Here is a 26,323-nt window from a genome sequence, read left to right on the forward strand (position 1 = left end):
ATTTCGGCAAAGGGTGGCCGGTAATAGTACGTAGAGATCCATGTCAGGGGTTCCCGGGAGGGCATGAATTTCCGGTAACCGAGGAGTGTCGACGGCGGGCACCCCCGCATTGTCGTGCCCAGGACCGAGAAGGCAGGATGACCGCATGACGCACGCGATGCTGAAGGGGTCGAACATCCCGCTGGAGGCCACCACGGTGCGCGCCGTGCTGCGCTGGACGCCCGGGCAGGGCGTGCCGGACGTGGACGCCTCGGCGCTGCTGCTGGGTTCCGACGGCCGTGTGCGCTCCGACGAGGACTTCGTCTTCTACAACCAGCCCCGGCACCCCTCGGGCGCCGTGTGGCGCCTGGGCAAGAAGCGGGTCGGCGAGGGACTGACCGACACCGTCCAGGCGGACCTGACCGGTCTGGAGCCCGGTGTGAGCCGGGTCCTGCTGGTCGCCTCGGCGGACGGCGAGACCTTCGACCGGGTGCCCGCGCTGTGCGTGCTGGTCTACGACGCGGCGACGGCGGACGCCGAGCCGCTGGCCCGGTTCGAGGTCACGCCGGAGACGGGTGCGGAGACGGCGCTGATCTGCGGGGAGCTGTACCGGCGCGGGGACGCCTGGAAGTTCCGCGCGCTGGGCGAGGGCTACTCGAACGGGCTGAAGGGGCTCGCCACCGACTTCGGCATCTCGGTGGACGAGTCGGAGGCGGTGGAGGAGCCGCCGCGCTCGGAGTCCCTGTCGCTGCCGCTGCCGCCCGAGCAGCCGCCGCCGGTCCCCGCGCAGCCGCCCGCCTACGGCTATCCGCAGGCGACCTCGGCGCTGCGCTCCGCCTACGGCTACCCCCAGCCCGCCACCACCGCGGCCGCCCAGCCCGGCTACGGCTACCCGCAGCCCGCCGGACCGCAGCAGGCGACCGTCCAGCAGCCCCCGGCGACCCAGCAGCAGTCGGCGTACGGCTATCCGCAGCCGCAGCCGCTGCCCGCGGCGGCTCTGGACCCGGACTTCCGGCTGCCGCCGCAGGGACCGCAGTTCCTGGGGCGCTGACGCCGCGCCCGGGGCTCGCTAGCGGTCCGCCTTGGACTTGTAGCCCCGGCCCCAGCTCAGCCCCCAGCCGTACAGCCGGTCCAGCTCGCCCTGGAAGCCGTAGACGAACTTGACCTCGCGGCGGACGAGCAGCTCCCCCTTGACGTTCTCTATGAGCACCACGGCGCAGGAGCGGGCCTGGGGGTGGCGTTCGTCCAGGTCGATCTCGATGCGGGGACCGTTGCTCGGATAGAGGGTGACCTTGGCCTGGGTACGGTCGAACGCCGGGGTCTGGTCGTAGATGTAGACGAACACCAGCAGCCGTTTGATGGCGTCGCGGTGGTCGAGGTTGACGTACATGGTCTCGCCGGACGCCGAGCCGAAGCGGTCGTCGCCGCTGAGCTTGACGTACGGCGGGGCGTTGACGTCGCCGAGGTAGCCGCCGAGGGGCTGGACGACCCCCTTGGTGCCGTCCGCCAGCTCGTAGAGGCAGCCGAGGTCCAGGTCGACGTTGACCATGCTCTGGCCGTGGCCCATGACTTCCGGTGGCTTGAGCGCCTTGAAGGGGTGCCGGAAGAGGCTCTCGCGCTGGATACCGGCGATGTCGGAGGTCCGCATCTGCCAGGTCAGGTTGACCCGGAGGTGGCCGGTGGCCGCGTCCTGCTTGGTGAGGGACACCTGCTGGTGCCGTTTGGTCAGCTCGATCGCGTTGGTTCCGGCGTTGCCCGAGTCGAAGTCGGCGCCGCGTCCGCCCAGCAGTCCGTCGAGGAATCCCATGCCCGCCCCCAGGTGCTCGTGCTCGTGGTGCTCGTGGTGGAAAAGCCGCCGGGGCGGCCGACCACGTCGGCCGCCCCGTTCGAAGCGTTCCCTTGTGGCGCGGGGCGCCACACCCCGCCCCGCCCCCGATCTTGCCCCTAGGGGGCGCACCGGAGCACAGGGGTCACACCCCTGAGGAGATCTCCGTCTTCTCCGCCGAGCCCGCGTCGCCGCCCTGTGCCGCGAGGGCGCGGTTGCGGCGGACCGAGGACCAGAAGGACCAGGCGATCAGGACGACGCCGACGAGACCGGTGACGACCTCGTTGATCTCGTACCGGATGGTGACCATGAGGATCACGGCCAGGGCGCCGATCGCGTAGTGGGCGCCGTGCTCCAGGTAGACGTAGTCGTCGAGGGTGCCCTGGCGGACCAGGTAGACCGTCAGCGAACGGACGTACATCGCGCCGATGCCGAGACCGAGCGCCATCAGGACGATGTCGTTGGTGATGGCGAAGGCGCCGATCACGCCGTCGAAGGAGAAGGACGCGTCCAGGACCTCCAGGTAGAGGAACATGAAGAACGCTGCCTGGCCGGCGAGGAGCACCGCCGAGCGTGGCTTCCCGGCGCGGGCGGCTTCTTCCTCGGCTTCGTGCTCACGCTCCTCCTCGGCCTCCAGCTTGTCCTCGAAGTAGCCGGAGAGTCCGCCGACGATCATGTAGGTGATCAGACCCGCGATGCCCGCGATCAGCACCGTCTGCGCCTTGTCGGCGTGGGCGCCGCCGTGCTGGTGGGCGTGGGTGGCGAAGGTGAAGGAGGTGATCAGCAGGACGATCAGGGAGATGCAGACCGACAGCATGTCGACCTTGCCGAGCTTGGCCAGCGGTCGCTCGATCCAGCGCAGCCACTGGATGTCCCGGTCCTCGAAGATGAAGTCGAGGAAGATCATCAGCAGGAACATCCCGCCGAAGGCGGCGATCGCCGGGTGGGCGTCGGTGACGAGTTCCTGGTAGCGGTCCTTGTTGTTCAGCGCGAGGTTGACAGCCTCGATCGGGCCCATCTTGGCGCTGATCGCGACGATCACGACGGGGAAGACCAGGCGCATCCCGAACACCGCGATGAGCACGCCGACCGTGAGGAAGATCTTCTGCCAGAAGGCGTTCATCTTCTTCAGGATTCCGGCGTTGACCACCGCGTTGTCGAACGACAGCGAGATCTCCAGGATGGAGAGGATCGCCACGATGCCGAAGGCCTTCCACCCCCCGTAGAAGACCGCCGCGACCAGGCCGATCGCGGTCACCGCGAACGACCAGCCGAAGGTTTTCAGAAGCACTGGCTAACCCCATCGTGTGTGGAGGACGCCTTCGGGCGATTGCCCGAAGGAGGGTCTCCCCCTGCCGTACCCGGCTTTGCGAAACGTTGACCACGAAGTGTAGAACGTCTCCCTCCGGCCGGACCAGAAGGGGCGTCCCCCGGGAAAACACGCTGTTCCTGGACGTATGACCTCAGCGCCTGCCCGTCAATCGCTCGAAGACGACGAGAAAGGGCGCGATATAGCCGGACGCCTCGACCGGGGTGGCCCTGCCGACCGCGATCAGCAGGACTCCGGAGGCCAGTGCGGCGCAGTACATACAGGCACTGGCAGCCGGGCCGAGCCGTCGGCCGAGGGGGGACACTTCGCTGGGCTGGTGCGGCTTGGGCATAATGACCGGACTCCCGTCCATCCGTGGTCGGCGAGATTCCGGAGAGCCACCTGCCTCGTTTCCAGGCGCAGCGGGTGGCTCTCCCTCGTTCGCGACGAGGCGCGTCCACCCGCACCCCGGCTTTACGAAACGTTGACCCCGAAGTCTAGGGCGATACCGCGAAGTCCCGACGCGTACCCCTGACCCACCGCGCGGAACTTCCACTCGCCCTGGTACCGGTACAGCTCGCCGAAGATCATGGCGGTCTCGGTGGAGGCGTCCTCGCTCAGGTCGTAGCGGGCGAGTTCCTGGTCGTCGGCGCGGTTGACCACGCGGATGAAGGCGTTGGAGACCTGGCCGAAGGACTGGCCACGGTCGTCCGCCATGTGGATCGAGACGGGGAAGATGATCTTTTCGCACTGGTCCGGGACCCGGGAGAGGTCGACCAGAATCGATTCGTCGTCGCCCTCGCCCTCACCGGTGAGGTTGTCGCCGGTGTGCTCGACCGAGCCGTCCGGGCTGGTGAGCTGGTTGTAGAAGACGAACCAGTCGTCGCCCAGGACCCGGTTCCCGGCGCCGCACAGCAGGGCGCTGGCGTCGAGGTCGAAGGGGGCGCCGGTGGTGGACCGTGCGTCCCAGCCGAGCCCGATCATGACGTTGGTGAGATTCGGCGCGGCCTTCGAGAGGGAGACATTGCCTCCCTTGGCGAGCGTGACACCCATGCTGCTGGTCCTCCCCTGTGGCGCTTCCCTGTATCTGCTGCACTCCCCCGGAGGGGATACCCCCAGGCGCCGCCCGCGAACGGAACGGCGCCTGGAGGGTGGAACCCGTGGCGTCAGACGTTGACGCCGAAGTCCTGGGCGATGCCGCGCAGTCCCGAGGCGTAGCCCTGCCCGATGGCGCGGAACTTCCACTCCGTGCCGCTGCGGTACAGCTCGCCGAAGACCATGGCGGTCTCGGTGGACGCGTCCTCGCTCAGGTCGTAGCGCGCCAGCTCCTGGCCGCCCGCCTGGTTCACCACGCGGATGAAGGCGTTGCGGACCTGGCCGAAGGACTGCTGGCGGTTGTCGGCGTCGTAGATCGACACCGGGAACACGATCTTGTCGACGTCGGCGGGCACCTCCGCGAGGTTGACCTTGATCTGCTCGTCGTCGCCCTCGCCCTCACCGGTGAGGTTGTCGCCGGTGTGCTCGACCGAGCCGTCCGGGCTCTTGAGGTTGTTGAAGAAGACGAAGTTCTGGTCGCTGCCGACCTTGCCTGCGTTGTTCAGCAGCAGCGCGCTGGCGTCGAGGTCGAAGTCGGTGCCGGTCGTGGTGCGCACATCCCACCCCAGACCGACGATGACGGCGGTCAGGCCCGGGGCCTCCTTCGTCAGCGATACGTTGCCGCCCTTGCTGAGGCTGACTCCCACGGGTCCTCCATGTGGTGTCGGGGGCGGGAAGCCCCGTCGTGCTTCGGATAGGGGATCAACGAACCGATCCTAGTGACGGGTTCCCGCCCCTCGCAGACCCTGGACCCGGGGGATCACCGGTGTCGGGGCCCTGGGGTGCTCGCCCCGGACCGGCTCACAGCGCGTCGAGCGCCTTGACGTAGTCGTTGAGGTCGCGGGCGTCCGGCAGTGCGTTGACCACGGTCCAGCGCACGACGCCCTCCTTGTCGATGACGAACGTGCCCCGGACGGCGCAGCCCTTGTCCTCGTCGAAGACGCCGTAGGCGCGCGAGACGTTGCCGTGCGGCCAGAAGTCGCTCAGCAGCGGGTACTCCAGACCCTCCTGCTCGGCGAAGACGCGCAGGGTGTGGATGGAGTCGTTGGAGACGGCGAGCAACTGGGTGTCGCGGTCCTCGAACTGCGGCAGATGGTCACGCAGCTCGCACAGCTCGCCGGTGCACACGCCGGTGAAGGCGAAGGGGTAGAAGAGCAGGACCACGTTCTTCTCGCCCCGGAAGCCGGAGAGCTTCACGGTGCGGCCGTGGTTGTCCTTGAGCTCGAAATCGGGCGCCTTGTCGCCGGCCTGGATCGCCATCGTCCTTGCATCCCTTCGGTGGGCTGACGGGGGTGGGCGGGAGTCCCGCTCCCGCCCACCCTACGCAGCGCACAGCACGGGCTCGGGGGCGGGACGGGGGTGTGCCCGGCCCGCCCCGAAGCCCGAGGGCCCGGCGGTGTGTTCCGCTCGGCGGCGCTGTCTAGCGCTTGCCGGACTTGGCGGCCTTCGGCGTCGCCAGACGCGAGCCGCTCCAGTCCTTGCCGACACTGACGCTCTTGGACGCGGTCAGTCCGGCGGTCGTCGCGGCCTCCGAGATGTCGCTCGGCTCCACGTACCCCGTACGGCCGGTCTTCGGCGTCAGGAGCAGGATGGCACCGCCCTCTTCGATGTACGTGGTGGCGTCCACCAGCACATCGGTGAGGTCGCCGTCGTCATCACGGAACCACAGCACGACGGCGTCGGCCACGTCGTCGTATTCCTCGTCCATCAGGTCGCCTTCGACGGCTTCCTCGATGGCCTCGCGGAGTTCCTGATCGACGTCCTCGTCGTAGCCGATCTCCTGGACCACCTGTCCGGGCTGGAAACCCAGCCTGGCGGCAGGGTTGGTCCGCTCCTCCGCGTGGTCCGCGGTCGCGCTCACGGGTTGCCTCCTGATCATGTCTGGTGAAGTAACTCAGCCACGCGCGTACGCGAAGCATTGGCCGTAGTCCACACGGGCGGGACGGATCGCGCAAGTACCCGGCCGTCCAGACCGCCGAAACGGTGACTGCGGCGACCTCGCCGCAGCGGCTTATGGCACCGTATCCCGTTTGCCGGGGAACCACATCACACCGATGTGCCCGTTATGCCCCCTTCAGAATCATCCTTGGTTACGACAGTCGAACAAATTTGCCGAGCACGTCACACGGCGGGCGTATCGTCGCGTTTTGCGCCGGGCGAACGCCGCGACCGGGGTGACGCGGGCCATGGCGAGGTACACGATGGGGAACGTCCAGAAGAAGAGTTCCCCGAGAAGACGACTCCGGAGTCCTCGAAGACGTCGGAGTAGAAATGCCCCAGGCCCTCCGAAAGGTGAGGAACAGCGTGGCTTCCGGTTCCGATCGCAATCCGATCATCATTGGCGGCCTTCCGAGTCAGGTTCCTGACTTCGATCCCGAGGAAACACAGGAGTGGCTCGACTCCCTCGACGCCGCCGTCGACGAGCGCGGCCGGGAGCGGGCCCGGTATCTCATGCTCCGGCTGATCGAGCGGGCCCGCGAGAAGCGCGTGGCCGTGCCCGAGATGCGCAGCACGGACTACGTCAACACGATCCCCACCAAGAGCGAGCCGTTCTTCCCGGGCAACGAGGAGATCGAGCGCCGCATCCTCAACGCCACCCGCTGGAACGCGGCCGTGATGGTCTCGCGCGCGCAGCGGCCCGGCATCGGCGTCGGCGGCCACATCGCCACCTTCGCCTCCTCCGCGTCCCTGTACGACGTGGGCTTCAACCACTTCTTCCGCGGCAAGGACGGCGGTGACGGCGGCGACCAGGTCTTCTTCCAGGGCCACGCCTCCCCCGGCATCTACGCCCGCGCCTATCTGCTCGACCGGCTCACCGAGAACCAGCTCGACGGCTTCCGCCAGGAGAAGTCGAAGTACCCCGACGGTCTGTCCAGCTACCCGCACCCGCGCTCCATGCCGGACTTCTGGGAGTTCCCGACCGTCTCCATGGGTCTCGGTCCGCTCGGCGCGATCTACCAGGCGCGGATGAACCGCTACATGGAGGCGCGCGGGATCGCGGACACCTCCGGCTCGCACGTGTGGGCGTTCCTCGGCGACGGCGAGATGGACGAGCCGGAGTCGCTCGGCCAGTTGTCCATCGCCGCCCGCGAGGGTCTGGACAACCTGACCTTCGTGGTCAACTGCAACCTCCAGCGGCTCGACGGTCCGGTGCGCGGCAACGGCAAGATCATCCAGGAGCTGGAGTCGCAGTTCCGGGGCGCCGGCTGGAACGTGATCAAGCTGGTGTGGGACCGGACCTGGGACCCGCTGCTCGCGCAGGACCGGGACGGCATCCTGGTCAACAAGCTGAACACCACGCCCGACGGCCAGTTCCAGACGTACGCCACCGAGTCCGGGCAGTACATCCGCGAGCACTTCTTCGGCGAGGACCAGCGGCTGCGCGCGATGGTCGAGAACCTCACCGACGACCAGATCCTGCACCTGGGGCGCGGCGGTCACGACCACCGGAAGATCTTCGCGGCGATGTCGGCGGCCAAGGCGCACAAGGGCCAGCCGACGGTGATCCTGGCGCAGACGGTCAAGGGCTGGACGCTCGGTCCGAACTTCGAGGGCCGCAACGCCACGCACCAGATGAAGAAGCTGACGGTCGACGACCTCAAGCACTTCCGCGACCGGCTGCACCTGCCGATCTCCGACCGTGAGCTGGAGTCCGGCGCGCCGCCGTACTACCACCCGGGCCGGGACTCGGAGGAGATCCAGTACATGCACGACCGGCGCAAGTCGCTCGGCGGGTACGTCCCGACGCGCGTCGTGCGCTCGAAGCCGCTGGAGCTGCCGGACGACACGGCGTACGCGAGTGTGAAGAAGGGGTCGGGTCAGCAGTCCATCGCCACCACCATGGCGTTCGTACGACTGCTGAAGGACCTCATGCGGGACAAGGAGATCGGCAGGCGGTTCGTGCTGATCGCGCCGGACGAGTACCGCACCTTCGGCATGGACTCGTTCTTCCCGAGCGCGAAGATCTACAACCCGCTCGGTCAGCAGTACGAGTCGGTGGACCGCGAGCTGCTGCTCGCCTACAAGGAGTCCCCGACCGGCCAGATGCTGCACGACGGCATCTCCGAGGCGGGCTGCACGGCGTCCCTGATCGCGGCGGGCTCGGCGTACGCCACCCACGGCGAGCCGCTGATCCCGGTCTACGTCTTCTACTCGATGTTCGGTTTCCAGCGCACCGGCGACCAGTTCTGGCAGATGGCCGACCAGTTGGCGCGCGGTTTCGTCCTGGGCGCGACCGCGGGCCGTACGACCCTGACCGGCGAGGGACTCCAGCACGCCGACGGCCACTCCCAGCTCCTCGCCTCGACCAACCCGGCGTGCGTGGCGTACGACCCGGCGTACGGCTACGAGATCGCGCACATCGTCAAGGACGGGCTGCGCCGGATGTACGGCGGCGACGCCGAGCACCCGCACGGCGAGGACGTCTTCTACTACCTCACCGTCTACAACGAGCCGATCAAGCACCCGGCCGAGCCGGAGAACGTGGACGTCGAGGGCATCCTCAAGGGCGTCTACAAGCTCAAGGACGCCGACTCCGGCGCGATCCCGGCACAGATCATGGCGTCGGGCGTGGCGGTGCCGTGGGCGCTTGAGGCGCAGCGGATCCTGGCCGAGGACTGGAACGTGCGCGCCGACGTGTGGTCGGCGACCTCCTGGAACGAGCTGCGGCGCGAGGCGGTGGCGTGCGAGCAGCACAACCTGCTGCATCCCGAGGAGGAGCAGCGGGTGCCGTTCTTGACGCGCAAGCTGGGCTCCTCCGAGGGGCCGTTCGTGGCGGTGTCCGACTGGATGCGGTCGGTGCCGGATCAGATCGCGCGGTGGGTTCCTGGTCCTTACCAGTCGCTTGGCGCGGACGGGTTCGGCTTCGCCGATACGCGGGGGGCTGCTCGGCGGTTCTTCCATATCGACGCGGAGTCGATCGTGGTCGCTGTGCTGACGGAGCTGGCGAAGGAGGGGAAGATTGATCGCTCGGCGCTGAAGCAGGCCATCGATCGGTATCAGTTGCTGGACGTCAAGGCTGCGGCGCCGGGTGCCTCCGGCGGTGACGCGTAGGGCTGTGCGGCTTGGCTGTGGCCGCGCGATCGCCGTTATTGGTTCGGTGATCGCGCGGCCGTCCGAGCGTCGTGGCTGGTCGCGCAGTTCCCCGCGCCCCTTTAAAAGCACGACCAGCCCTCGGTACTTAAATGTGGCCCACCCCCGCGCCCGCCTCCGCGTTCTCTCCTCGGCGGGTCAGGAGGGCGACCAGGATTGCCACCGCTGCCACGCCTGCCGCCACCAGGGAGGCGAGGCTCATGCCTGAGATGAAGGTGTCGTGGGCTACGTCGGTGATCTTGGCGATGAGGGTGGGGGGCATCTCCTTGGTGACCGGGGGGACGCCGACCTGGACGGCTTCCGAAGCCTGGCCCAGTTGGGCGGGGGTGAGCTTGGGGAGACCGGCGGCTGCCCAATTGCCCGGGAGGTCGTTGTCGACCTTGGATGCCATCACGGCGCCGAGCACGGCGGTGCCGAGGCTGCCGCCGATCTGCATGGCCGCCTGCTGGAGACCGCCCGCTACGCCGGACAGCTCCATGGGCGCGTTGCCGACGATGACCTCGGTGGCGCCGACCATGACGGGGGCGAGACCGAGACCGAGCAGGGCGAACCAGATCGACATGGTGGCGCTGCCGGTGTCCGCCTTGAGGGTGGACATGCCGTACATGGCGACGGCGGTGAGCGTCATGCCGCCCGCGAGCGGGATGCGCGGACCCAGCTTGGTGATGGCGAAGCCCGCCAGCGGGGAGCCGACGATCATCATGCCGGTGAGCGGGAGCAGATGCAGACCGGCGTCGACCGGGCTGAGACCGTGCACGTTCTGGAGGTAGAAGGTCACGAAGAACAGACCGCCCATGAACGCGATGGCCATGAGGACCATCAGCACCACGCCCGCCGACAGCGGGACCGAGCGGAACAGCGTCAGCGGGATCAGCGGTTCGGCGACCTTCGTCTCCCACCAGGCGAACGCCACGAAGAGCAGCGCCGAGGCGCCGATGAAGCCCCAGGTGCGCCCGTCGCCCCAGCCCCACGCCGGAGCCTTGATGAGCGCCCAGACCAGGCAAAACATCGCGCCGGAGAGCAGCGCGATGCCGGGCAGGTCGAAGGAGCGTGGCGCGTTCTCGGCGCGGTGGTCGAGCAGGATCAGCGTGCCGAGCAGCAGGGCGAGCAGACCGACGGGCACGTTGATGAAGAAGACGGACTGCCAGTTGACGTGCTGGACGAGGACGCCGCCGAGGATCGGACCGCCCGCGGTGGAGGCGCCGATGACCATGCCCCAGATGCCGATCGCCATGTTGAGCTTCTCGGCCGGGAAGGTGGCCCGCAGCAGACCGAGCGCGGCCGGCATCAGCAGCGCGCCGAACAGGCCCTGGAAGACCCGGAAGGTGACGACCGCCGGGATGCTGTCGGACAGTCCGATGGCGCCGGAGGCGAGCGCGAAGCCGGTCACGCCGATGAGGAAGGTCTGCCGGTGGCCGAAACGGTCACCGAGCTTGCCCGCGGTGATCAGGGAGACGGCGAGGGCGAGGAAGTAGGCGTTGGTGATCCACTGCACGTCGGAGAAGCTCGCGTGCAGGTCCTTGGCGATGGCCGGGTTGGCGATGGCCACGATGGTGCCGTCGAGGGCCACCATCATCACGCCCACGGCGACGGTGATCAGGGTGAACCAGGGATGGCCGCGAAGTCCCGCCGGGGTCGGTGCAGACGCGTCGGCGGATGCCCCGTCACCCGGACCCGCCTTGTCGATGGTGGTCTGACTAGTCATGAGATCGAGGCTAGTGACAGTCACTGACAGTTGACAAACCGATTCGCCCGCCGGTCATCGGCGTGTCTCACAGCGCCTAGGCTGAGCTGGAAGGACGTTCACAGGAGAAGGCCCATGGAGACGCTGCGCGAGCGCAAGAAGCGGCGTACGCGCGAGGCGCTGGTGCGTGCCGCCCTCGAGTTGTTCACCACGCGGGGGTACGAACAGACCACCGTCGACGAGATCGCCGAGGCGGTCGACGTCTCGCAGCGGACCTTCTTCCGCTACTTCGCGGGCAAGGAGGACGCGGCCTTCGCGGTGCAGGACATGACGGAGGCGCACTTCGTGGCGGCCGTGCGCGACCGCCCGCCGCACGAGCCGCCGATGGTCGCGCTGCGCCAGGCGGTCCTGGAGAACTGGGACGCCATCCGGGAGACCGTCGAGGCGTCCGTGCCGGTCGAGCTGTATCTGCGGATGTACCGCATGATCGGCTCGACGCCCGCGCTGCTCGCCGCCCATCTGCGCCGCTCGGCGTCCACGGAGCAGACCCTCGCCCGGGTGCTCGCCGAGCGCGAGGGCGTGGACGTGGACACCGATCCGCGACCCCGGCTGGCGGTCGCCGTGTTCTGCGGGGTGATACGGGTCACCGAGCAGCAGTGGAGCACCGGCGAGGACGTCAGCCCGGAGTGCATGCGGGAGCTGACCGCGTCGTACCTCGATCAGGTGGGCCCGGCACTCGTCGGGAACTGGGAGACCGTCTGAATTCGTTTCCGGATCACCGAGATCGTTCCGGGATTTCGATCCCGATCCGTCCTACGATCCGCGAAACCCGTCCCTCTCCTCGCGAAACGTGATCCCTGCCACTCGGTTACCCCGAGACCGTCCCGTTCTCCTAGTGTGTCCTCCCAGTGACTTCCTTCGGCACCTCCCCCCAGCTCAATGTCTGGCGCGCACTGCTGGCGCTGGCCGTCGTGTTCGTGATGCTCGCGACCACCGGCTGGACCGCACTGCACACCCACCGCGACTCGACCGCGCTGCGGTCCTCGCTCGCCCGGTGGGAGCGCGACAGCATCGGCGGCCACAAGCTGCCCGACCCGACCGCCTCGACCCCGGCGCGGCTCGCGGCGTTCTTCGGCTCGCTCACCGCGGCGGACCGCCTGACGCTCGCCGACCGCTATCCCCTCGCGGTCGGCAACATGAACGGCGCCCCGGTGACCCTGCGCTATCACGCGAACCGTGTCGCGCTGGACCAGGCGAGCCAGAGCGCGCGGCGCCGGATGCACGACAGCAGACTCAGTACCTACGGCCAGCAGGACGCCGCCCGCCGTATGCAGCGCTACGAGGCGCTGGCGCGGCCGGGGCGGCACATCCTGGCCTTCGATCCCGACGGCTCCGGCCGGGTGGCCGAGGTCTTCGGCAATCTGGACCGGGCGCAGCGGATCTCCGTGGTGGTGCCCGGTGTGGACACCGATCTGTTCACCTTCCAGCGGACCAACCGCAGGTACACCGCGCCGGTCGGCATGGCGCAGGCGCTGCACGCGGCCGAGCGGAAGGCGAGCCCGGGGACCCGGACCGCGGTGATCGCGTGGGCCGACTACACCGCGCCCGACGGGCTCGGCGTGGACGCGGCGACCGCGATGCGCGCCGAGGACGGCGCCGTCCGGCTGAACGCCCTGCTGGACGCGCTGCCCGGCCGGGCGCCGGTGTCGATGTTCTGCCACAGCTACGGCTCGGTGCTGTGCGGTGTCGCCGCGCGCGGTATGCCGGAGCGGGTGAGCGACGTGGCGGTGGCCGCGAGCCCCGGCATGCGGGTCACCAGCGCCGCGCAACTGGGCACCCGTGCCCGGGTGTGGGCGATGCGGGACGCGACCGACTGGGTGCGGGACGTGCCGTATCTGGAGGTCGGCGGTCTCGGGCACGGAGCCGATCCGGTCTCCCGCGCCTTCGGCGCCCGCATCCTCTCCGCGAGCGACGCGCAGGGTCACGCCGGCTATTTCCAGCCGGGCACGGACAGCCTGCGCAACCTGGCGAGGGTCGGCGTGGGGGCGTACGACGCGGTCACCTGTGCGCACGGGGACGCCGGGTGCCGTACCGGTCTGCCGGAGTCGTCCCCGGCGGGACGCGCGTAGAAACAGCAGGAAGTGCGGTCCGCGAGGGTGGCGACGGAGGAGCACGTGCCGCATACGATGAGCCGCATGGGTGACGTACTGGCGGGTTTTCATGCCGTCTGGGAGTTCGAGTCCGACTCCGTGCTCATCCGTTACGAACGGGGGATACGGACACCGAAACTGTTCCAGGCCCTGGGCGAGCGGCGGGTCCCGCTGGCCGCCCTGGAGGGTGTGACGCTGACGCGGGGCAGACGGGGCACGGTCGCGCTGCAGCTCCAGCCGCGCGCGGGCGCCGATCCGCTGATGGAGGCGGCCGCGGGTCAGTTGCCCGAGGGCGCCGATCCGTACCGGCTGGTGCTGCCCGCCGAGCGGGAGACGCTGGCCGAGTACTACGCGGACGAGCTGAAGGTGCTGCTGACCGAATCCGGTCCCACCGACGGGTACCTGGTGGCCGCGCCCGAGCCGCCGCTCCAGTTCAAGGCGTACGACGGCAAGGCGTCCTTCGACGGCACGCACGTGCGGTTCCGCTGGTCGTGGACCGGCGCGTCCTCGGCCAAGTGGAAGGCGGGGGACCAGAAGTTCGCGGTGTCCGAGCTGACCGGCGTCGAGTGGCGCTCGCCGGAGGTCTTCGAGGGGCATCTGCGGCTGCTGCGACCGGAGAGCGCGGGTGCGGCGCCCGCGCAGGCCGACCAGGACCCGGCGGCGGTCGTCTTCGGGCTGGGGTACGGCCCGGTGCACGAGTCGCTGCCCTTCGCGGCGGCCGTGCTCGCGGCGGTCCGGGAGTGCGGCACCGCGCCGGTGCCCGCCGTGACCGCCGCCACCCGCGCGGCGGACCCGGCCCGGCGCGACCCCGCCGACATCGCCGAACGCATCCGGCATCTCGGGGAGCTGCACCAGGCAGGGCTGGTCACGGACGAGGAGTTCGCGGCCAAGAAGGCCGAGCTGCTGGCGGAGCTGTAACGCTCCGCCGGGCGCACCCCTTACGCGTCCTACTCGCGGCCCGCCGAGCTGAACGACATGTCCGCGTACCGGGTGCCCGCCACCTGACCGGCGATCGGCTCAAGCAGGGCCAGCTCCTCGTCGCTCAGCACGAGGTGCGCGGCGGCCACGTTCTCGGTGACCCGGCTCGGCTTGCGGGTGCCCGGGATCGGGACGACCGGCAGGTTCCGGACGGCCGCCTGCTGCTGGACCCAGGCGAGGGCGACCTGGCCGAGGGAGACCCCGTGCGCCTCGGCGACCTTGCGTACCGGCTCCAGCAGAGCCGCGTTGGCGGTGGCGTTGTCGCCGGTGAAGCGGGGGTGGGTGCTGCGGAAGTCGTCGGCGGTCAGGTCCTTGGCGGCGTCGGTGAAGGCACCGGTCAGGAAGCCCCGGCCGAGCGGGGAGTACGCCACCAGACCCACGCCCAGCTCACGGACGGCGGGCACCACGTGCGCCTCGATGTCCCGGCTGAACAGCGACCACTCCGACTGCACGGCGGCGATGGGGTGGATGGCGTGCGCGGCGCGCAGCTCGTCGGCCGTCACCTCGCTCAGTCCCAGGTGCTTGACCTTGCCCTCGCGCACCAGCTCCGCCATGGTGCCGACGCTCTCCTCAAGGGGCACGTTCACATCGCGGCGGTGCATGTAATAGAGGTCGATCTCGTCGACGCCGAGCCGCTTCAGGCTCGCCTCGACGGCCTGGCGGATGTAGGGGGCGTCGTTGCGGATGACCCGCTTGGACGGGTCGTCCGCCGGGATCGAGAGGGCGAACTTGGTGGCGATGACCACCTCGTCGCGGTGCGCCTGGAAGAAGGGGGCGAGGAAGCGCTCGTTGTCCCCGGCGCCATAGGCGTCCGCCGTGTCGAACAGCGTGACGCCCAGCTCCAGGGCACGGTCGAGCGTGGCTCGCGAGGCGTCGGTGTCCACCGGTCCGTAGGCGAAGCTCATGCCCATGCAGCCCAGCCCCTGGACGCCGACCTCCGGTCCGTCCGTGCCGAGGCGTACGGACGCGATCCTGGCGTCGCTCATCGGTTGGTTCCCTCCGTCGTGTACACACTGATCTTGAAGTCGAGCACGGCGAGCGTGTCGCGCAGTTCGGCGATCCGGGTCAGCACGTCCCTGCGGGTGTCCTCAAGGAGTGCCTTGCGCTGCGGATAGGTGCCCTCCCCCTCGCGGACCAGTTCCGCGTAGCGCACCATGTCCGCCACCGGCATCCCGGTCAGGCGCAGCTTGGTGACGAGGTCCAGCCAGTCCAGGTCGGGGTTGCGGTAGCGGCGCTGGCCGGTGTGCGACCGGTCGACGTGCGGCATCAGACCGATCCGCTCGTACCAGCGCAGGGTGTGCGCGGTCAGCCCCGTGAAGGCGACGACCTCGCTGATCGTGTAGCGGTCCTGGCCGTCGGGCCGGGGATGGCGCCCTCGCGGGGTGGGGGCGCAGATGTCGGGGGTGGTGACTTCCTCGGTGGCCGCTTGCATGGTCTGCATCACCGTCATGCCCCCACGCTATGACCTTCGAGCGCACTCCAAGCAAGCGCGTCCGGCGACAAATACCGGGACGGGCGCCGTAGTCGGCCATTAGCGTGCCATGCCATGAGTCTCGTACGACGGGCCGTGCCCGAGGACGCGCGGGAAGTGCTGCGCCTGCGCCAGGTGATGCTCGACGCCGTCTCCCCGCATCCGGCCGCCGGGTCCTGGCACGAGGAGTCGCTGCCCACCCTGCGCGAGCGGCTGGCCGATCCGGCGGGGTCCTTCGCCGCCTTCGTGGTGGACCATCCGGAGCGGGTGGGGGCGCTGGCCGCGCTCGCGGCGGGGACGGTGGAGTACCGGATCGGCAACGCCCTCAACCCCACCGGCGTGGTCGGCTTCGTCTTCAGCGTGGCCACCGATCCCGGTGCCCGCCGCCGGGGGTACGCCCGCGCCTGTGTGACGGACGGGCTGCTTGAGTGGTTCCGCGAGCGGGGCGCGGGCAAGATCCAGCTCACCGCCTCCGCCGAGGCGCTGCCGCTGTACGAGTCGCTGGGCTTCCGTCCGAAGCCGGACCCCTTCATGGAGCTGATCCTGCGGCCCGCATAGGCTCCATGGCATGTCGTCGCAGAGCTTGGCACTGATCGAGAACTGGCCCGTTCCCACCGCCGCCGCGGGCGTCGTACGCGCCGACGGGACGGTCCTCGGCGCCCACGGTCCCGCCGGGCACCGCTTCCCGCTGGCGTCGGTGACCAAGCCGCTGGCCGCCTACGCGGCGCTCGTCGCGTACGAGGAGGGCGCGATCGAGCTGGACGAGCCCGCCGGTCCGTCCGGATCGACGGTCCGCCATCTCCTCGCGCACACCTCGGGACTCGCCTTCGACGAGCACCGCAGCCTGGCGGCGCCCGGGGAGCGGCGGCTGTACTCCAACGCCGGTTTCGAGCAGCTCGGGGACCACATCGCGAAGGCGGCGGAGATGCCCTTCGCGGAGTATCTGCGCCAGGCGGTGCTGGAGCCGCTGGGCATGACCGCGACCTCGCTGGAGGGCTCCCCCGCGAAGGACGGCGTCTCCACGGTCGAGGATCTGCTGCGGTTCGCCGCCGAGGTGCAGGCGCCCCGGCTGCTCGACCCGCGCACGGTCGCCGAGGCGATGACCGTGCAGTACCCGGGCACCAAGGGCGTCCTGCCGGGCTACGGCCACCAGAACCCGAACGACTGGGGTCTCGGTTTCGAGATCCGGGACGGCAAGTCCCCGCACTGGACCGGGAGTTCGTCCTCGCCCCGCACCTTCGGGCACTTCGGGCAGTCCGGCACCTTCCTGTGGGTCGACCCGGACGCGGGACTGTCCGCCGTCGCCCTGACCGACCGTGCCTTCGGACCGTGGGCGATCGAGGCGTGGCCGGTGTTCACGGACGCGGTGCTGGCGGAGTTCAGGGGCTGAGCGGGGAGACGCCCCCTAGGACTCCATCGCCCACAGCAGGACCTCGGCATCCGTCACCCCGGCCAGCTCCACGCCCCGCGCCCCGGTGATCCGCGCCGAGTCGCCGGGGCGCAGGGTGCCACCGGCGCCGGGAGTACCGGGGGTGCCGTCCGCGAGCCGTACCTCGCCGCGTACGACATGGACGTAGCGGAAGGGAGCGCCGGGAAGCGCGGTCCGCTCCCCCGGCGCCGGGCGCAGCACCCGCAGGGTGGCGCCCGCGCCAGGCACCGCGTACGGCTCGGTCGGATCACGGGCGACGGCGTACGACGGTTCGCCGCCGGGCGCCGACGGGGTCAGCCACATCTGCACGAAGACCAGCGGACGCGTGCCCTCGTTGCGCTCGGAGTGCCGTACGCCCGCCGCCGCGCTCAGATGCTGGACGTCGCCGGGACGGATCACGCTCGCGCGACCCGTGGAGTCGCGGTGGGTCAGCTCCCCCTCGGCCACCCACGTGACGATCTCCGTGTGGCTGTGCGGGTGTTCGGCGAAACCGGCGCCGGGCGCGAGGCGCTCCTCGTTGCAGGCGATGAGCGCGCCGAAGCGCAGGTTGTCCGGGTCGTAATGGGGACCGAAGGAGAAGGCGTGCCGGGAGTCGATCCCCGCCTCCGGGTCGCCCCCGCGATGCCGTTCGTCCGCGCGCCGTACCTCGATCACGAGCCCCACGGTAGTCCCCCGGAAAAGCGCCGCCCGCCCCGGTGCCGGGCGCTCGGCGGGACCCGGCGACGCACGGTCCCCGCCGGATAAGGCACTCTTGTCCCCGTGCCCGAACCCGAATCCCACAGCAGCGATCCCGCACGTCATGCCGCCCACCCGCACTCCGCGACCCTGAAGCGGCTGGAGAAGTCCTCCGGGAATCTCGCCGCGCAGGCCATCGCGCGCATGGACGACACCCTGCCGTGGTACCGGGCGATGCCACCGGAGAACCGCTCCTGGATCGGGCTCGTGGCCCAGGCGGGCATCGCCGCCTTCACCGAGTGGTTCCGGCACCCGGACGCGCCCCAGGCCATCTCGACCGACGTGTTCGGCACCGCGCCGCGCGAGCTGACCCGGGCGATCACGCTGCGCCAGACCGTGGAGATGGTGCGCACCACCATCGAGGTCATGGAGAGCGCCATCGACGAGGTGGCAGCCCCCGGCGACGAGCGCGTGCTGCGCGAGGCGCTCCTTGTGTACGCCCGGGAGATCGCCTTCGCCACCGCCCAGGTCTACGCCCAGGCTGCCGAGGCACGCGGTGCCTGGGACGCCCGCCTGGAGTCCCTGGTGGTGAACGCGGTGCTCAGCGGCGAGGCGGACGAGGGCGCCGTCAGCCGCGCCGCCGCGCTCGGCTGGAACTCCCCTGAGCATGTGTGCGTGGTGCTCGGCACCGCGCCCGAGGGCGACAGCGAGCTGACCGTGGAGGCGATCCGGCGAGCCGCCCGGCACGCCAAGCTCCAGGTGCTCACCGGGGTGCTCGGGGACCGGCTCGTGGTGATCGCGGGCGGCAGCGCCTATCCGCTCGCCGTGGCCAAGTCGCTGATCGGCCCGTACGCGGCGGGTCCGGTGGTCGCGGGACCCGTGGTGTCCGACCTCCAGGCCGCGACCCGCTCCGCGCAGGCGGCAGCGGCGGGGCTCAAGGCGTGTTCCGCCTGGCAGGACGCTCCCCGCCCGGTGCTGGCCGACGATCTGCTGCCCGAGCGCGCCATCGCGGGCGACCCGGGCGCGCGGGAGCAACTGGTGGAGGAGATCTACAGACCGCTGGAGGAGGCGGGCTCGGCGCTCCTGGAGACCCTGAGTGTCTACCTGGAGCAGGCGAGCAGCCTGGAGGGCGCGGCACGGATGCTCTTCGTTCACCCGAACACCGTCCGCTACCGGCTCCGACGTGTGACTGACGTCACCGGTTGGTCACCTTCCGATGTACGATCCGCGTTCACGCTGCGGATCGCCCTGATCCTGGGGCGGCTGACCGATGGAGACGCCCAGCTCTAGCTTTTTGTCCGGGCTCCACAAAAGCCCTTCGTGTTCTTCGTCCCTGTCCTCACGGGCGGCCCAGGCCGTCCCCAAGAGAGAGTGTGAAGGTGCTCGTACTCGTCGCTCCCGGCCAGGGCGCCCAGACGCCCGGCTTCCTGACCCCCTGGCTCGAACTGCCCGGTGCCGCCGACCGCGTCGCCGCGTGGTCGGACGCCATCGGCCTGGACCTCGTCCACTACGGCACCGAGGCGGACGCGGACGCGATCCGCGACACCTCGGTGGCGCAGCCGCTCCTGGTCGCCGCCGGAATCCTGTCCGCCGCGGCACTGGGTGACATCGCGTCGATCGCGCCCGGCGCGGTCGCGGGCCACAGTGTGGGCGAGATCACCGCCGCCGCGATCACCGGCGTCCTGGACGACACCGAGGCGCTGCGCCTGGTCCGGCAGCGGGGTCTGGCCATGGCCGAAGCCGCCGCGATCACCGAGACCGGCATGTCGGCGCTGCTCGGCGGCGACCCGGAGGTCTCCGTCGCGCACCTGGAGAAGCTGGGTCTGACCCCGGCCAACATCAACGGCGCGGGCCAGATCGTCGCCGCGGGCACGCTGGAGCAGTTGGCCGCGCTGAACGACGACAAGCCCGAGGGCGTCCGCAAGGTCGTCCCGCTGAAGGTGGCCGGCGCGTTCCACACCCGGCACATGGCGCCCGCGGTGGAGAAGCTGGCCGAGGCGGCCGCCTCCCTGGCGCCCGCCGACCCGGCGTTCCCCTACGTCTCCAACAAGGACGGGCAGACCGTCGCGACGGGCACCGAGGTGCTTGAGCGGCTGGTCGGCCAGGTCGCCAACCCGGTCCGCTGGGACCTGTGCATGGAGACCTTCAAGACGCTCGGCGTCACCGCGCTGATCGAGGTGTGCCCGGGCGGCACCCTGACCGGCCTGGCCAAGCGTGCCCTGCCGGGCGTGCGGACGCTGGCGCTGAAGACCCCCGAAGACCTCGACGCGGCGCGCGCGCTCATCGCCGAGACCGTGACTCCTGCCGCCGACGCGGCGGGCGTCTGAGAAGGAGCCCATGGCAATGGCGAAGATCAGGCCCAGCAAGGGCGCCCCGTACGCGCGCATCCTCGGGGTCGGCGGTTACCGGCCGACCCGGGTGGTGCCCAACGAGGTGATCCTGGAGAAGATCGACTCCTCCGACGAGTGGATCCGCTCCCGCTCCGGCATCGAGACCCGGCACTGGGCGGGTCCCGAGGAGACGGTCGCCGCGATGTCGATCGAGGCGGCGGGCAAGGCCATCGCCGACTCGGGCATCGACGCCGACCGGATCGGCGCCGTGGTGGTCTCCACGGTCTCCCACTTCAGCCAGACCCCGGCGGTGGCCACCGAGATCGCGCACAAGCTGGGCACCGACAAGGCCGCCGCGTTCGACATCTCGGCGGGCTGCGCGGGCTTCGGCTACGGCCTGACCCTCGCCAAGGGCATGGTGGTGGAAGGTTCCGCCGAGTACGTGCTCGTCATCGGCGTGGAGCGGCTCAGCGACCTGACCGACCTGGAGGACCGCGCGACGGCCTTCCTGTTCGGCGACGGCGCGGGCGCGGTCGTGGTCGGTCCGTCCCAGGAGCCCGCCATCGGTCCCACGGTGTGGGGCTCGGAGGGCGACAAGGCCGGCACCATCAAGCAGACCGTCACGTGGGACCGCTTCCACGTGGGGGACGTCTCCGAACTCCCCCTGGACAGCGAGGGGAACATCAAGTTCCCCGCCATTACGCAGGAAGGTCAGGCGGTCTTCCGCTGGGCCGTGTTCGAGATGGCGAAGGTCGCCCAGCAGGCGCTGGACGCGGCCGGGATCACCTCGGACGACCTGGACGTCTTCATCCCGCACCAGGCCAATGTGCGGATCATCGACTCGATGGTGAAGACTCTCAAGCTGCCGGAGCACGTCACGGTCGCCCGTGACATCCGCACCACCGGCAACACCTCGGCCGCGTCGATCCCGCTCGCGATGGAGCGGCTTCTGGCGACCGGCGAGGCCAAGAGCGGCGACACGGCGCTCGTCATCGGATTCGGGGCGGGTCTGGTCTACGCCGCCACGGTCGTTACCCTCCCCTAGGCACTCCGTGCCGGACCAGCGGTCCGATGCGGGGAAAATGCCACTTAACTGTCTGAACATCGAAGAAGGAGCGCCTGACATGGCCGCCACCCAGGAAGAGATCGTCGCGGGCCTTGCCGAGATCGTGAACGAGATCGCCGGCATCCCCACCGAGGACGTCCAGCTCGACAAGTCCTTCACGGACGACCTCGACGTCGACTCCCTGTCCATGGTCGAGGTCGTCGTCGCCGCCGAGGAGCGCTTCGACGTGAAGATCCCGGACGAGGACGTCAAGAACCTCAAGACCGTCGGTGACGCCACCGACTACATCCTCAAGCACCAGGCCTGAGGCTCGTAGGTCTCGCGGCCGCACGGCCCGGGACCGCAAGGCCCCGCCACCCGGCGGTGGCGCCGTAGATTCCCGCATCGTTGGAGAAAGAATTCCCGTGAGCCCGACCAATCGCACCGTGGTCGTCACCGGTATCGGCGCAACCACACCGCTGGGTGGCGACGTGCCCTCCACCTGGGAGGCCCTGCTCGCCGGCCGGTCCGGCGTCGGCCGCCTGACGGAGGACTGGGCGGAGGAGCTGCCGGTCAGGATCGCCGCGCGTATCGCGGTCGAGCCCGGTGAGATCATCCCCCGCCCGCAGGCCCGCAAGCTGGACCGCTCGGCGCAGTTCGCGCTGATCGCCGCCAAGGAAGCCTGGCAGGACGCCGGTTTCACCGCCAAGGCGGGCGAGGACCAGACCGTCAACCCCGACCGGCTCGGCGCGGTCATCGCCTCCGGCATCGGCGGCGTGACGACCCTGCTCGACCAGTACGACGTGCTCAAGGAGAAGGGCGTACGCCGCGTCTCCCCGCACACCGTGCCGATGCTGATGCCCAACTCCCCGGCGGCCAACGTCGGTATCGAGCTGGGTGCCCGCGCCGGTGTGCACACCCCCGTGTCGGCCTGCGCCTCGGGCGCGGAGGCCATCGGGTACGCGATCGAGATGATCCGCACCGGGCGTGCGGACGTGGTCGTGGCCGGTGGTACCGAGGCCGCCATCCACCCGCTTCCCATCGTGGCCTTCGGCAACATGATGGCGATGTCCAAGAACAACGACGACCCCGAGGGCGCCTCGCGCCCCTACGACGCGGGCCGCGACGGCTTCGTGCTCGGCGAGGGCGCCGGTGTCATCGTGCTGGAGTCCGAGGAGCACGCCAAGGCGCGCGGTGCCCGGATCTACGTCGAGGCGGTCGGTCAGGGCATCTCCGCCGACGCGCACCACATCACGCAGCCGGAGCCCTCGGGCAACGGCATCGCGCACGCGCTGCAGAACCTGCTGGACTCGACCGACCTGAAGCCGTCGGAGATCGTGCACGTCAACGCGCACGCCACCTCGACGCCGCAGGGCGACGTGGCCGAGGTCAAGGCGCTGCGCAAGGTGTTCGGGGACGACGTCGACCACATGGCGATCTCCGCCACCAAGTCGATGACCGGTCACCTCCTGGGCGGCGCGGGCGGCATCGAGTCCGTCGCCTCGATCCTGGCGCTGGTCAACCGCACCGCCCCGCCGACCATCAACGTCACCGAGCTGGACCCCGAGGTCAACGCGGACGTCGTCGTCGGCGAGCCGCGCGCCCTTCCCGAGGGTCGTATCGCCGTGCTGAACGACTCGTTCGGCTTCGGCGGTCACAACGTGGTCCTGGCGTTCAGGACGATCTGAGTCGCCGTGCCGCTTCTACGGCCCGGTCTCCGCTCGGCGGAGACCGGGCCGTCGTCGTGCGTCCGGATTCTGATCGGGGATCAGCCCGCGTCGTGCGGCAGCGGTGCGGCCGGTGCGGCGAGGACGCCGAGGGCCAGGGTCGCGGTGGCGGCGAGGGCGGCGGGCAGGTGGTCCGGGGGCAGGAGGACGACCGTCCAGGGATACGGCTGCCCGTTGGCACCGGCGTTGCCGATGAGCATCACCGTGATGACCCAGGCGACGGGCGCGACGGGCGCGACCTGAGGACCCGCCAGTCGGCGCACACAGAGCATCAGTCCGGTCAGGAATGCGGTGTTGCGCCCGACCGTGTGCGCGGTCGGGGCGTCGAGGAGCACCGCGACGGCGTACGCCACGACGACCGTGAGCAGGACGGTGCCCAGGATCAGCGCCTGGTCGTAGCGGGCGACGGGACGGCTGCCCGACGCCTCCGCGCCCGGCAGCCCGCTGCCGAGGCAGTACGCCAGCCCCGTACACACGAGGAGCGGGGCGAAGAGGACCAGCGGCCGGGCGGCGGAACTGCCGAGCGAGGGCAGCGCGACCGCCGTGTCCCCGGCCGCGGCGGTCAGCGCGGCGCAGGCGACGAGGGCGAGCGCGAGGAACGGGAACTGTCGTGTCGTCAGCCACAGACGCACCGGATCACGCCCCCTTCCCGGCACTGGCGGGCAGGGTCTCCGGTGCGGGCGCGCACCGCTGAAGCAGTGTGACGTTGCGGGTGAACCACGCGAGTTGCTCGGCGGAAGACAGCTTGGTCTCCTTCTTCACCACGGGCATCACCTGCGGGTCGGCTGCCAGCTTCTGGCCGTGCTGGCTCTGGATCTCGTCGGCTTCCATGCCCGCGGTGACCATGAGCCAGGCGGTGAGCGTGCCCGCGTGGCCGGTCCGTACGTCGGAGGTGGTGGGGCACGGCGGGAGCGGGGGCAGCGCGGACGCCGCGACGCTCGCCCGCAGGTCCGCGTCGCTCATGTCCGGGTAGAGGAACAGCCGCCAGGTCCGCGGGGCGACGGGTGCCGCCTCGGAGACGAAGGCGAGTTCCTCCGGGCGTTCCAGTCCCGCCGCGACGAGGCGCGGCACGACGTCCTGGGCGGCGGCGGACAGCGGCTCCAGGCGGTCGGCGGCTTCCACGGGGACGCAGATCCTGGGTGCCTCGCCCGTGCACACGGGCGCGTCGGTACGGGCTCGCGGCGGCGGGTCGCCCTTCCAGTCGCGTACGGGCAGCGCGGCGGCGACCGTGAAGGCGCTCAGACAGACCAGGGAGGCGGCGGTCGCCGCGCCCGCCCGTACGACCCGGGGACGCCGCCACCGGGCGATCCCGGCGCTGACCAGGACGGCGGTCAGGACGCCCGTGGCGAGCACCGCCGGTACGGCGAGCGCCACGGGGTTCACGGTGGTGGTGAGGTCGCCGGAGGGGGCGTCGAGCCAGCCGGTGAGTTCCCGCAGCCACATCGGGTGGACGACCGTGACGGGCATGACGAGGCACAGATAGTCGACGACGAGGATCAGCGGGGTGGCCAGGACGCGCGGCAGCACCGTGCCGAGCCCGTAGCCCAGGACGGTGTGGACGAGGACGAGGTAGCCCGCCATGGCCAGCACGCCCGGGTGCGGCCAGTCGTGGGCGGCACCGGTCGCCAGGCGCACGGTCAGCAGGCACACCGCGATCGCCGCCGCGCCGAGGAGGGCGACGGGCCACAGCACCCCCGCTGCGACGGCACAGCGCCCGCGCACCGGTGCGAGCCGCTGGACCCCCGCCCGGCGCAGCCGCCCCGCCTCCCACGCCGCGAAAGCCGCGCAGGCGGGGGCGTAGAAGGGGAGGGTGTGTCCGACGAGGGCGGTGTTGCCCGCCCAGTAGGCGGGTTCGTTCGCGGCCTCGTGGCTGCTGACCAACCACACCCAGGCGAGGACCAGGGGCGCGACCCGGACGACGCCGGTGGTGCGCAGCGCTGTCGTCAGGCGCATGGCACCTCTTCCTCCCGGACGGTGGCGTAGTAGGCGGCTTCCGCGAGGCGGGCGGGCGGGGTGCCGGGCGGCGCCAGGGTGTGGAACTCGCGTACCGGACCGGCGAAGCGGACGGTGCCGCCGTCGAGGACGACGACGTGGTCGTAGGTGTCCTCCAGGTCGGCGACGTCGTGGGTGGAGAGCAGGACGTGCTGGTCGAGCCCGCCGAGGATCTCGTGGAAGACGCGGCGCTGCCGGGGGTCCATCCCGGCGGTCGGCTCGTCGAGCAGCAGGACCTCGGCCGCGTGCACCAGTGACTGCGCGATGCCGACCCGGCGTTGCTGCCCGCCGGAGAGCTGGTGGACCTTGCGGCCCGCGAAGTCGCCCAGCTCGACCCGCTGGAGAGCGCCGAGGGAGGCGTCCCAGGCGTCGCGGCGGTTCATGCCCTTCAACCAGCCGACGTAGGCGACCTGTTCGCGGGCGGTGAGGCGGGGGACCGACTCGATCCGCTGGGGCAGCCAGGCGATACGGCGGCGGTAGGCGGCGAGGTCACCGCGCCGGTCGGTGCGCAGCCCGTCGTGGGTGACGGTGCCGGAGCGCGGGAGCAGGACCGAGGCGGCCAGGGAGAGGACCGTCGACTTGCCCGCGCCGTTGGGACCGAGGAACACCGTCCGGCCCGGCGGGAAGGCGAAGGTGAAGTCCTGGAGGACCGGGCTGCGGCGGCGATAGCCGAACACGGCGGCGTCGAAGCCGATGGGCATGGGTGGGTGCTCTCTGACCGGGGGAAATTCCCGTACCGGTTCGGTGCGGGCGTGCCCTGAGGCGAGCCCAGCTTCGCCCGCTGTGAAGATCGCGTGGAAGCGACCCCCGGTCAACGTGATCCACTTGTGATCAAGTCCCGGTAAAAATCGTGTTGTTGTTTGGACATGTCGAGCGGCACCGAGGGTGCGACGCGCGACAGGTTTCAGACCACCTGGTGCAGCCAGCGGACCGGGGCGCCCTCGCCCGCGTAGCGGAAGGGTTCGAGTTCGTCGTCCCAGGGCTTGCCGAGGAGCTTGGCGAGTTCGGACTCGAGGTCGGTCTCGCCGTGCTTGCTGCGGAGCAGGGCGGCGCGCAGGCGGTCCTCGGGGATGAGGATGTCGCCGTGGATGCCGGTGACGGCGTGGAAGATGCCGAGGTCGGGCGTACAACTGTAGCGCTCGCCCTCGGCGGTGGCGCTGGGCTCGGCGGTGACCTCGAAGCGGAGCATCTGCCAGCCGCGCAGCGCCGAGGCGAGCTTGGAGGCGGTGCCTGCCTCGGCCTTCCAGGAGAACTCGGAGCGCCAGGTGCCGGGGGCGGCGGGCTGCCGGATCCAGTCGAGGTTGACGCGCGTGCCGAGCACCCCGGCGACGGCCCACTCGACGTGCGGGCACAGCGCGCGCGGCGCGGAGTGCACGTACAGAACTCCACGTGTCGTCACCGGAACCTCCGGGCTGAGCGGGACATCTTGCGGACTGGCTGGCGGCAGTGGGGCGACGGCCGCGTTGATGGCGAGGCTACCGTGCGGCGGTCCAAGGAGTGTGACGTACCGTCGGTCCCGGTGCCAGGAAACCGTCGCCATTCA

27 protein-coding genes are annotated in these 26,323 nt (G+C 70.4%); 12 read left to right on the forward strand and 15 right to left on the reverse strand.

Features of this window, described 5'->3' with window-relative positions:
- Positions 1 to 145: 145 nt before the first annotated feature.
- Positions 146 to 1,030, forward strand: a complete 885-nt coding sequence (locus tag IF655_RS09340) for a TerD family protein (RefSeq protein WP_199583638.1) — start codon at positions 146 to 148, stop codon at positions 1,028 to 1,030.
- 18 nt (positions 1,031 to 1,048) lie between these two features.
- Here the strand turns inward: IF655_RS09340 and IF655_RS09345 are convergent, their stop codons facing one another.
- The 7 genes from IF655_RS09345 to IF655_RS09370 all read right to left on the reverse strand — a co-directional run bounded on the left by IF655_RS09345 (position 1,049) and on the right by IF655_RS09370 (position 6,069).
- Positions 1,049 to 1,786: a Tellurium resistance gene (locus tag IF655_RS09345; protein WP_199583639.1), complete on the reverse strand. Its 738-nt coding sequence runs from the start codon at positions 1,784 to 1,786 to the stop codon at positions 1,049 to 1,051.
- Between the two features lie 163 nt (positions 1,787 to 1,949).
- The gene (locus IF655_RS09350; protein WP_199583640.1) at positions 1,950 to 3,095 is read right to left on the reverse strand and encodes a DUF475 domain-containing protein; all 1,146 of its coding nucleotides are present in this window, start codon (positions 3,093 to 3,095) and stop codon (positions 1,950 to 1,952) included.
- Between the two features lie 172 nt (positions 3,096 to 3,267).
- Complete coding sequence (locus tag IF655_RS31455; protein WP_277952665.1) at positions 3,268 to 3,393, reverse strand: hypothetical protein; 126 nt, start codon at positions 3,391 to 3,393, stop codon at positions 3,268 to 3,270.
- A gap of 194 nt (positions 3,394 to 3,587) precedes the next feature.
- On the reverse strand, positions 3,588 to 4,166 hold the full coding sequence (locus IF655_RS09355) for a TerD family protein (RefSeq protein ID WP_199583641.1): 579 nt from the start codon (positions 4,164 to 4,166) through the stop codon (positions 3,588 to 3,590).
- Positions 4,167 to 4,279: 113 nt separating this feature from the next.
- Positions 4,280 to 4,855, reverse strand: a complete 576-nt coding sequence (locus IF655_RS09360; protein WP_199583642.1) for a TerD family protein — start codon at positions 4,853 to 4,855, stop codon at positions 4,280 to 4,282.
- A 154-nt stretch (positions 4,856 to 5,009) separates the two neighbouring features.
- Positions 5,010 to 5,468: a peroxiredoxin gene (locus IF655_RS09365; protein WP_199583643.1), complete on the reverse strand. Its 459-nt coding sequence runs from the start codon at positions 5,466 to 5,468 to the stop codon at positions 5,010 to 5,012.
- Between the two features lie 160 nt (positions 5,469 to 5,628).
- Positions 5,629 to 6,069, reverse strand: coding sequence for a DUF3052 domain-containing protein (locus IF655_RS09370; RefSeq protein ID WP_018545328.1), 441 nt, complete (start codon positions 6,067 to 6,069; stop codon positions 5,629 to 5,631).
- Positions 6,070 to 6,512: 443 nt separating this feature from the next.
- Here IF655_RS09370 and aceE point away from each other — a divergent pair, with 443 nt between their 5' ends.
- Entirely contained in the window at positions 6,513 to 9,260 is a 2,748-nt protein-coding gene (gene aceE / locus IF655_RS09375; protein ID WP_199583644.1) for a pyruvate dehydrogenase (acetyl-transferring), homodimeric type, read from the forward strand.
- Between the two features lie 127 nt (positions 9,261 to 9,387).
- Here aceE and IF655_RS09380 read toward each other — a convergent pair whose 3' ends face one another.
- Positions 9,388 to 11,004 carry an MFS transporter gene (locus IF655_RS09380; RefSeq protein ID WP_199583645.1) on the reverse strand — a complete coding sequence of 539 codons (1,617 nt, stop codon included), beginning with the start codon at positions 11,002 to 11,004 and terminating at the stop codon, positions 9,388 to 9,390.
- A 114-nt stretch (positions 11,005 to 11,118) separates the two neighbouring features.
- On the opposite strand from IF655_RS09380, the gene IF655_RS09385 reads away from it, so the two are divergent.
- The 3 genes from IF655_RS09385 (at position 11,119) to IF655_RS09395 (ending at position 14,051) form a co-directional block, all read left to right on the forward strand.
- Complete coding sequence (locus tag IF655_RS09385) at positions 11,119 to 11,745, forward strand: TetR family transcriptional regulator (RefSeq protein ID WP_199583646.1); 627 nt, start codon at positions 11,119 to 11,121, stop codon at positions 11,743 to 11,745.
- Between the two features lie 146 nt (positions 11,746 to 11,891).
- Positions 11,892 to 13,112: an alpha/beta hydrolase gene (locus IF655_RS09390; protein ID WP_199583647.1), complete on the forward strand. Its 1,221-nt coding sequence runs from the start codon at positions 11,892 to 11,894 to the stop codon at positions 13,110 to 13,112.
- A gap of 66 nt (positions 13,113 to 13,178) precedes the next feature.
- Positions 13,179 to 14,051: a DUF4429 domain-containing protein gene (locus tag IF655_RS09395; RefSeq protein WP_199583648.1), complete on the forward strand. Its 873-nt coding sequence runs from the start codon at positions 13,179 to 13,181 to the stop codon at positions 14,049 to 14,051.
- Positions 14,052 to 14,080: 29 nt separating this feature from the next.
- Here the strand turns inward: IF655_RS09395 and IF655_RS09400 are convergent, their stop codons facing one another.
- A complete protein-coding gene (locus IF655_RS09400; protein WP_199583649.1) occupies positions 14,081 to 15,097 on the reverse strand; it encodes an aldo/keto reductase in 1,017 nt (338 codons plus the stop codon).
- On the reverse strand, positions 15,094 to 15,561 hold the full coding sequence (locus tag IF655_RS09405; protein WP_199583650.1) for a MerR family transcriptional regulator: 468 nt from the start codon (positions 15,559 to 15,561) through the stop codon (positions 15,094 to 15,096). The genes IF655_RS09400 and IF655_RS09405 overlap by 4 nt, the downstream gene beginning before the upstream one ends.
- 96 nt (positions 15,562 to 15,657) lie before the next feature.
- Between IF655_RS09405 and IF655_RS09410 the strand changes: the two genes are divergently transcribed.
- Positions 15,658 to 16,140, forward strand: a complete 483-nt coding sequence (locus IF655_RS09410; protein ID WP_199583651.1) for a GNAT family N-acetyltransferase — start codon at positions 15,658 to 15,660, stop codon at positions 16,138 to 16,140.
- A 10-nt stretch (positions 16,141 to 16,150) separates the two neighbouring features.
- On the forward strand, positions 16,151 to 16,972 hold the full coding sequence (locus tag IF655_RS09415) for a serine hydrolase (protein WP_199583652.1): 822 nt from the start codon (positions 16,151 to 16,153) through the stop codon (positions 16,970 to 16,972).
- Between the two features lie 15 nt (positions 16,973 to 16,987).
- Here the strand turns inward: IF655_RS09415 and IF655_RS09420 are convergent, their stop codons facing one another.
- Positions 16,988 to 17,665, reverse strand: coding sequence for a pirin family protein (locus IF655_RS09420; protein WP_199583653.1), 678 nt, complete (start codon positions 17,663 to 17,665; stop codon positions 16,988 to 16,990).
- A gap of 105 nt (positions 17,666 to 17,770) precedes the next feature.
- Here IF655_RS09420 and IF655_RS09425 point away from each other — a divergent pair, with 105 nt between their 5' ends.
- The 5 genes from IF655_RS09425 to fabF all read left to right on the forward strand — a co-directional run bounded on the left by IF655_RS09425 (position 17,771) and on the right by fabF (position 22,749).
- On the forward strand, positions 17,771 to 18,976 hold the full coding sequence (locus IF655_RS09425) for a CdaR family transcriptional regulator (protein ID WP_199583654.1): 1,206 nt from the start codon (positions 17,771 to 17,773) through the stop codon (positions 18,974 to 18,976).
- Between the two features lie 89 nt (positions 18,977 to 19,065).
- Positions 19,066 to 20,013, forward strand: a complete 948-nt coding sequence (locus tag IF655_RS09430; RefSeq protein ID WP_199583655.1) for an ACP S-malonyltransferase — start codon at positions 19,066 to 19,068, stop codon at positions 20,011 to 20,013.
- Positions 20,014 to 20,029: 16 nt separating this feature from the next.
- Positions 20,030 to 21,061 (forward strand): ketoacyl-ACP synthase III, encoded by a 1,032-nt coding sequence (locus tag IF655_RS09435; RefSeq protein ID WP_199583656.1) that lies wholly within the window; start codon positions 20,030 to 20,032, stop codon positions 21,059 to 21,061.
- A 79-nt stretch (positions 21,062 to 21,140) separates the two neighbouring features.
- The gene (locus tag IF655_RS09440; RefSeq protein ID WP_018545314.1) at positions 21,141 to 21,389 is read left to right on the forward strand and encodes an acyl carrier protein; all 249 of its coding nucleotides are present in this window, start codon (positions 21,141 to 21,143) and stop codon (positions 21,387 to 21,389) included.
- 97 nt (positions 21,390 to 21,486) lie between these two features.
- Entirely contained in the window at positions 21,487 to 22,749 is a 1,263-nt protein-coding gene (gene fabF, locus IF655_RS09445) for a beta-ketoacyl-ACP synthase II (protein ID WP_199583657.1), read from the forward strand.
- An 80-nt stretch (positions 22,750 to 22,829) separates the two neighbouring features.
- On the opposite strand, the gene IF655_RS09450 is transcribed toward fabF, so the two are convergent.
- The 4 genes from IF655_RS09450 to IF655_RS09465 all read right to left on the reverse strand — a co-directional run bounded on the left by IF655_RS09450 (position 22,830) and on the right by IF655_RS09465 (position 26,179).
- Positions 22,830 to 23,420: a hypothetical protein gene (locus IF655_RS09450; RefSeq protein WP_199583658.1), complete on the reverse strand. Its 591-nt coding sequence runs from the start codon at positions 23,418 to 23,420 to the stop codon at positions 22,830 to 22,832.
- 4 nt (positions 23,421 to 23,424) lie between these two features.
- Positions 23,425 to 24,741 carry a hypothetical protein gene (locus IF655_RS09455; RefSeq protein WP_199583659.1) on the reverse strand — a complete coding sequence of 439 codons (1,317 nt, stop codon included), beginning with the start codon at positions 24,739 to 24,741 and terminating at the stop codon, positions 23,425 to 23,427.
- Entirely contained in the window at positions 24,732 to 25,481 is a 750-nt protein-coding gene (locus IF655_RS09460) for an ABC transporter ATP-binding protein (RefSeq protein ID WP_199583660.1), read from the reverse strand. Before IF655_RS09460 ends, IF655_RS09455 begins: the two co-directional genes overlap by 10 nt.
- Positions 25,482 to 25,684: 203 nt before the next feature.
- Positions 25,685 to 26,179, reverse strand: coding sequence for a DUF3145 domain-containing protein (locus tag IF655_RS09465; RefSeq protein WP_199583661.1), 495 nt, complete (start codon positions 26,177 to 26,179; stop codon positions 25,685 to 25,687).
- Positions 26,180 to 26,323 lie beyond the last annotated feature (144 nt).

Source organism: Streptomyces sp. DSM 110735, from assembly GCF_016482685.1.
Taxonomy (GTDB): Bacteria; Actinomycetota; Actinomycetes; order Streptomycetales; family Streptomycetaceae; genus Streptomyces.